This window comes from Streptomyces sp. NPDC046557 (genome assembly GCF_040645975.1).
In the GTDB taxonomy this organism is placed as follows: Bacteria; Actinomycetota; Actinomycetes; order Streptomycetales; family Streptomycetaceae; genus Streptomyces.
Genome location: NZ_JBEYZH010000026.1, coordinates 76,777 through 83,885, shown reverse-complemented (window position 1 = coordinate 83,885; position 7,109 = coordinate 76,777). Strand labels below are relative to the sequence as shown.

General features: G+C 74.0%; 3 protein-coding genes. All 3 read right to left on the bottom strand.

Annotated elements, in window-relative coordinates; all coding sequences use genetic code 11:
* Positions 1-212: 212 nt before the first annotated feature.
* Positions 213-1,631 (bottom strand): DUF6177 family protein, encoded by a 1,419-nt coding sequence (locus ABZ934_RS29050; RefSeq protein WP_361318752.1) that lies wholly within the window; start codon positions 1,629-1,631, stop codon positions 213-215.
* A 55-nt stretch (positions 1,632-1,686) separates the two neighbouring features.
* Positions 1,687-5,661, bottom strand: a complete 3,975-nt coding sequence (gene eccCa / locus ABZ934_RS29045; RefSeq protein ID WP_361318750.1) for a type VII secretion protein EccCa — start codon at positions 5,659-5,661, stop codon at positions 1,687-1,689.
* A 61-nt stretch (positions 5,662-5,722) separates the two neighbouring features.
* Positions 5,723-7,057, bottom strand: coding sequence for a MinD/ParA family protein (locus ABZ934_RS29040; RefSeq protein ID WP_361318748.1), 1,335 nt, complete (start codon positions 7,055-7,057; stop codon positions 5,723-5,725).
* Positions 7,058-7,109 lie beyond the last annotated feature (52 nt).

The window sequence follows — 7,109 nt, the reverse complement described above, 5'->3', positions numbered from 1 at the left end:
TCAACTGCCGGATCAACGTCCCCAAATCCGTACTCGACGTCCGCGACCCCGACATCAGGTTCGTCAGAACCTGCGTCCCCATGTCGAACTTCATCCCACACCCCCGTCACGATAGAACGAACATCAGCCTGACCAATTCTGCCAACATACATCGCTCTTGCAACCTGCAATCTGCCGGTTGTGACCAAAGCCGAACATCTCAACGGCGCGGCTCACGAACCCTTCAGATGCCGCATCAGCAGCTCGAAGTCCTGCCATCCCGCAAGGTCCGACGGGTCCCCGGGCAGCGGGTAGTACAGCGCGGGGCGGGTCTTCGGGCCCAGGGTCACCGGCCGTTCGGCCAGCGGCGTGTTACGGGCCCGGTCGCCGGGCATCGCCCGGACCTCCTCCGCCCCGAGGACGAAGGCCACGGGCACGCCCGGTCCCTCGAAGCGGGGCGGCACCGCCAGGTCGCGACGGGCTTTGCGGATCTGTACGAGCATCGACTGGAGGTGGTGGCGGGTGGCGAGCACCTCGGCGGTCCTGGTCAGGGCGTCCAACGGGGCTTCCTCGTCGGCCCCGTAGCCGAACGCGAGGGTGACCTCCTCCTCGACGCCCGCCTTCGTACGGCGCACCCGCACCGTGGCGAGGCCCGGGCGCTCCGGGGCGCCGACCACCACGAACCAGGTCGGCTCCGGCGCCCGCGCGTGGGCGACGTCGGTCAGCCGGGCCGCGGACCACGGCAGGTTGGCGGGCTCCGCGGTGCCCCACCCGGCCGGCGGCGCGCCGGTCAGCTCCCGCCACACCGCCTCCAGGGCGCCCCCCAGGACGAGCCGGTCGTCTGCCGGGTGGACCGTGCGGAAGGTAATGGCCAACTGCCGCTCCCCGGTCGCGGCGACGTCCTGGTACGCGGCGGCCACCGGGGTACGTGGATCCTCGGGCGTGGCGTCGAGCGCCCCGACCGGGGCGAAGAGCCCGCCCTGCCAGCGCAGTACGGCCCCGGTGAGGCCGTCGTAATAGCCGTCGCGCTCGTCCTGCACCACCCAGCGCGAGGGCCAGCCGCTCAGGTTCTCCCGGACGGCGGGGGAGAGCGTGGTGCCCGGCGGGGTGACGATCTGCAGGCCCAGCTCGGCCTCGGCGGCGGCCCGGAAGGCGTCCGAGAGCCAGGCGGTCATGGCCACCACCGGGCGGTCCTGGATGACGACGGCCACCCGGTCCGTGAGCACGTCGACGGTGGCCTGCGCGGCGGCCGGCTCCGGCGCCACGCCGACCCCCTCGGTCCGCACCACGGCCAGCGAGCGCCCCGGCTCGCGCGGCCAGGCGGAGCCGCCGGCCAGCGCGGCCAGCCGGGCCGCGAAGGTGCCCGCGAGCCGGGCGGCGTCCGCGACGCCGGTGGTCGCGCGGGCCTCCGTCCACCAGAACGGGACCGGCGGGGCGGTGGCTCCGAGCAGCCGCTCGGCCTCGCCCTCCACCTGCACGAGCAGCGGCGCCTCGATGGAGACGAGCGGGCGCCCCTCCTCGTCGCAGAGCTGTACGACGGCACCGTCGGCCGCCGCGTTCACCAGTTTCTCGGGTCCTCCGGAGAGCAGTCCGGCGAGCACGGTCCAGGGGTCGGGCATCCGCTCGGTGAGGGCGACGACGTCCTTCGTCATGTGCTGGTCAGGTCCTTCGGTCGGGAGGGGTACGGGGAGGCCACGGCACAGGCCCTCACCCGCGGGTGTATACGGTCTGGATCAGGCGGCTCGACTGGCCCCGGCGGACCAGCACCCCGCGCCCGGCGGGCTGCTGGGAGGCGTACACCCCGGGCAGCAACTGCCCCTCGCTGCGATCGCCCGCCATGACCAGGGCCGAGGCACCCGACTCGCGCAGCCCCTGCACCAACGGCTCGTACATGCCGCGCGAGGCGCCGGCGACCCGGCGGGTCAGGACGAAGTGCAGGCCGATGTCCGCGGCCGAGGGCACGTACGGCAGGAACGGCGCCAGCGGTGACTGCCCCGCGGTGGTCAGCACGTCGTAGTCGTCGACGAGCACGACGATCCGCGGCCCGCCGCCCCAACTGCCCGGCTCCAGATCCTCCAGGGGCGCGCTGTCGTCGGGCATCCGCCGCTCCAGCTCGGTGGCGATCCCGGCCGACAGCCCCGCGCACAGCTTGGCGTTGTACGCGTACCCGCCGTTGAACTCCTCGGGGACCACCCCGCGCAGGCCGCGCCGGGGGTCCATGATGGCGAAGACCAGCTCCTCCTCGCCGTAGCGCTCGATGAGCCCGCCGGCGATGGTCTTGAGCAGGTTCGTCTTCCCGCACTCGCTGTCGCCGAGGACCAGCAGGTGCTGGTCGTGGCGGAACAGGTCGATCAGGACCGGAGCCAGCGCCGCCTGGTCCAGGCCGATCGGCACCCGCTTCGGCTCGGCCGCCGGGCCGGGCAGCAGGTGCGGCTCCAGGAGGTGCGGCAGCACCCGTACCGGCTGGGCGGTCTCCCCGCTCCACGTGGCCCGCACGGTACGGGCCGTGCGCTCCAGCACCGCGCCCAGCTCGGAGGCGTCGGCGAGCCCGTCCGTCCGGGGCAGGGCGACCTGGGCGAAGAGCTTGCCGTCGGTCAGGACCCGGCCGGGTTCGTCGGGCGACAGGGTCTCGGCCAGCTTGCGGTCGACGCTGGACTCGCTGGGGTCGTTGAGGCGCAGCTCGACCCGCGTGCCGAAGTTCGACTGGGTGGCGATCCGTACGTCGTTCCAGCGCAGCATGCCGGCGACGACGTGGATGCCGTAGCCGCTGCCGCGCTTGAGGATGTCGACGACGGCGTCGTCCAGGCTCTCGAAGTCGTCGCGCAGCGCGCCGAAGCCGTCGATGACCAGGATGATCTCCGCGGAGGCGAGCTGCGGCAGCCGGCCCGCCGCGTGCAGGGTGCGCAGCTGCTCGACGGAGTCGATCCCGTGCTCGCGGAAGAGGTCCTCGCGCAGGGCGAGCATCGTGCGCACCTCCTCCACGGTGCGGGCAGCCCGCTCGCGGTCCGCGCGGCCCGCGATCCCGCCCACGTGCGGCAACCCGGCGAGGGCCTGGAGCCCGCCGCCCACCAGGTCGAGGCCGTAGACGCCGACTTCCTGCGGGGTGTGGGTCAGCGCGAGCGAGAGGACCAGGGTGCGCAACAGGGTGGTCTTGCCCGACTGCGGTCCGCCGATGACGGCGGCGTGGCCGCCCGCGACGGTGAGGTCGAGGAACCACTCGCCCTGCCACTGCTTCGTCGGGTCGTCGAGCACCCCGAGCGGCACCATCAGCCTGCCCCGCCGCTTGGCGAGCTGCATGCCGCGCGGGCCCACGTCCAGCGGGCCCGCGACCGCGTCCAGCGTGATCGCGCCCGGCAACGGCGGGAGCCAGATCCGGCGCACCGGCGCGGCGGCCCGCTCCAGTTGGCCGACGACGACTCCCAACTCGGTCGGCCCGGTCTCGCGGCGCCGCGCCGTGACCTCCTGCGCGTCCTTGCCCTCCGGCTCGGCCAGGGTGTTGAACGCCTCGTACGGGAGGGCCAGGGGCCCGGTGTCCTGCTCGTCGGCGCGCTCGACGGGGCCGCGGTAGGCGCCGGAGACGTAGCTCGCCTTGAAGCGTTCGTAGTGGCTGGTGTCCACCTTGAGGTAGCCGAAGCCCGGCAACGGCGGCAGGTGGAAGGCGTCCGTGGTGTCCAGGACCGTGCGCGACTCGTCGGCGGAAAAGGTGCGCAGGCCCAGCCGGTACGACAGGTAGGTGTCCAGGCCCTTGAGCTTGCCGCCCTCGATGCGCTGGCTGGACAGCAGCAGGTGCACGCCGATGGAGCGGCCTATCCGGCCGATGGACAGGAACAGGTCGATGAAGTCGGGTTTCGCCGTGAGGAGTTCGCCGAACTCGTCGATGACGACGAACAGGTGCGGCAGCGGGTCCAGATCGGGGCGCCGGTCGGTGCGCAGCGCGTTGTAGTCGCCGATGTCGGCGATGTTGCCCGCGTCCTTGAGGACCTGCTGGCGGCGCTTGACCTCGCCCGCGAGCGAGGCGTGGACGCGCTCGACCAGACCGGCCTGGTTCTCCAGGTTGGTGATGACGCCGGCGACGTGCGGCAGGCCGGCGAACGGCGCGAAGGTCGCACCGCCCTTGTAGTCGACGAGTACGAGGGCGAGGTCCTCCGGCGGATGCGTGGCAACCAGCGCGAGGACGAGGGTGCGCAGCAGCTCCGACTTGCCGGAACCGGTGGCGCCGACGCACAGGCCGTGCGGGCCCATGCCCAGCTCGGAGGACTCCTTCAGGTCGAGCAGGACCGGCTCGTGGGAGTCGCTGATGCCGATGGGCACGCGCAGGAAGGCGCGCTCGCCGCGGGGCGCCCACAGGCCGTTGACGTCGAGCTGGGCCACGTCCTCGATGCCCAGCAGGCTCGCGAAGTCGACGGGGCCCGACAGCGGGGCGTCGATCAGCGACTCGGCGGACAGGCGCAGCGGCGCGAGCATCCGGGCCAGGCCCTCGGCGAAGGGTCCGCCGACCTCGTCCACCGTGCCGTGCGCGCTGACCGGTTCCTCCTCGCGGAGGTCTTCGATGAGGACCCGGTCGCCCTCGACGGTGATCCGGACGCCGACGTGGCCCGGCTCCTGGATCCGCTGGTCGAGGAGGTGCAGGACGGTGACGCCCATCTCGCGCAGCCCGACCGCGTCGTCGGGACGGGGGAGTTCGACGGCGTCCTCGCCGTGCCCGTCGGCGATGACGAGGAGGCGGGAGGTCATGGACAGGGCGTCCTTGCCGGACAGTCCGCGGCGGACTTCGGCAGCGTAGGAGGCGCGGCGGCGCAGTTCGGGGCCGAGCAGGCGGGCGAGCCGGGTCGTGGACGGGGCGATCCGGCGGGCGGCGACGGGGCCGTCGAGCTGCTCGGTGTCCAGCAGGTGCGGAAGCCACTTGGCCCACTCCCAGTCCGCGAGCCGGTCACCGGGCACCGCCAACGCGATGGCCACGTCGTCCGGGGCGTGGGTGGCGGCGGCCTGCACCATCAGGGCGCGGGCGACGCGCAGACCGTCCTCGCGCGGGCCGATCACGGTGACGTTGCCGACCCGGTCCAGCGGCACGGTCAGCGGGAGTTCGGTGCCGGTGCGGAACCGGGCGGTCAGCGCCGACGCCTCGTTGAGCATGAAGCGGTCGGGCGGGGTGAGGACGGTGGAACCCTGATCGGCGATCCGCAGGTCCCGTACGGGCATCTCACCCGTCCCGACGCGTACCCGCAAAAAGTCCCCGTCGACTCGGCGGCGTTCCCACAGTCGGGCCGGGTCGCGCACGATGTCGTAGAGGGCGCTCGGCGGCGGGTTGAGCACACCGGCGTGCTCCGCCCGCTCGCGCTCCTCGGCGGCGAGCTCCTCCCGGAGGTCCTCCAGGTAGGCGAGGTACGCCTCCCGCTGGGTGCGGCGGGTGCGTTGGGCCTTGCCGCGCTGGGAGAAGACGAGGCCGACGGAGCCGATGACGGTGACGACGAGGATGAGGGCGCCGAGCGCGGCGAACTGGCTGTTGCGGACGACCGTCATCATCACCACCGACGACATCACACCGGCGACCGGCAGCAGCGACATCGCGATGTTGCCCGCCTTGCCCTCGGGGAGGTTGGGCGGCGCCTCGATGGTGCGGGCCTCGGAGGCGGCCGGTGGCCGGACCGTCCTGGCGGGGCGGTGGATCAGTCGCGTGCTCATCTTCGTCGTCCGTCGTCGTCGTGTGTCGCCGTGGTCGTCCGTGGTCGTCCGTGGTGGCCCGTCAGTGGCGTTTCTGGGAGAGCTGGAAGGCATCCGCGGCGATCCGGGTGGCGGCCGACCTGCTCGCCCGGGCGAGCAGGTCGGTGCGCAGGGCGCCCCCGTCGGCCAGGTGGCGGTCGTGCGGCAGGACGTGGACGTTCGCCCCGGTGGTGCGCAGCGTGCGCACCGCCTCGTCCACGTCGATGCCCGCCCGCGGGGCCTGCTCCGTCAGGACGACGACCGTGCCGGCGATCACGTGCGGGGGCAGGCCCTGCATCCACTGGAGCACCGCGTACGTGCTGGCGACGCCGTCGAGCGTCGCGGGGGTGGTGAGGACGCGGGCCTGGGAGGCGGAGAGCGCGACGCGGGCGACCTCGGCGGGCAGCGTCTCGCAGTCGACCACCGTCACGCCGAAGTAGCGGCGCAGCGCGACCATGGCCCGTTCGTAGGACCGGGTGTCGAGCATGGCGCCGATCTGGCCCTGGCTGCCGGGCAGCAGCCAGGCGTTGTCGCGGAGCTGGACGAGGTAGCCGGTGACGTCGAGCAGCGACATCTGCGGCTCGATGATGTCGGCGACGTCACCGGTGGTCCAGCGCAGTGACTCGGCGCCGAGCCGGATGGGCAGCGAGCCGAGGGCCGGGTCGGCTTCGACGAAGAGCACCGGGTCCTGGCGGTAGTGCGCGTACGTCGTGCCGAGCAGGGCGGCGACGGTGGACTTGCCGGCGCCGCCGCGGATGGAGGTGACGGCGATCTGACGGCCGGTCGTCACGGGCTGCTGGAGCAGCTCGGCGGTGCCGGAGGCATCGGCGACTTCGCGGGCGACGGAGGAGGAAACGGTTCGCCAGAGCGCGCCCGCGGCACGGGCCAGGAAGGGTTCACCGTTACGGGGCTTGCGGCGCGCACCGACCAGGCCGGGGTCGACGGCGGGACGGGAGTCCAGGGTGCGGGCGGGGCGCCCTCCGGCGTCGGCGGCGTAGCCCTGCGCGGGGTGCGGGGCGAGGCCGTACGCCGGGGGCTGCGGGGCGGGGTGCTGGGGGGCGGGCGCGTACGGCGCGGGGGCGTGCGGCGCGGCGGGGTACGGCGCGGCGGGGTGCGGCGCGGCGGGGGCGTGCGGCGCGGGGGACCGGGCGGGCGGTACCTGCGGCGCCGGGCCCTGAGGAGCCGGGGCCGGCGGGCCCGGGTACCCGTACCCGGCGGCCCCTGCCGCCCCCGCGCCCTCGGCGCCCGGGCCCCGGGACGGGGGCGCGCCCTGCGGGTCGGGCCCGACCGGCCCCTGCCCCTCGGGCAGCGGCCGACCCGCGCCGCCGCCCTTCAGGTCGCGCAGGACATCGCCCTGCCAGTTGTCTCCGCTCGGCATCCCTGCCCCTACCCCTCTCGTACCGACCTGCCGCCCCGCCGGGAGCCGCCTG

What these genes read in the sequence shown, in the direction of transcription:
- ABZ934_RS29050 (WP_361318752.1), bottom strand. Translation starts at nt 1,631, where the DNA reads ATGACGAAGGACGTCGTCGCCCTCACCGAGCGGATGCCCGACCCCTGG.
- eccCa (WP_361318750.1), bottom strand. Translation starts at nt 5,661, where the DNA reads ATGAGCACGCGACTGATCCACCGCCCCGCCAGGACGGTCCGGCCACCG.
- ABZ934_RS29040 (WP_361318748.1), bottom strand. Translation starts at nt 7,057, where the DNA reads ATGCCGAGCGGAGACAACTGGCAGGGCGATGTCCTGCGCGACCTGAAG.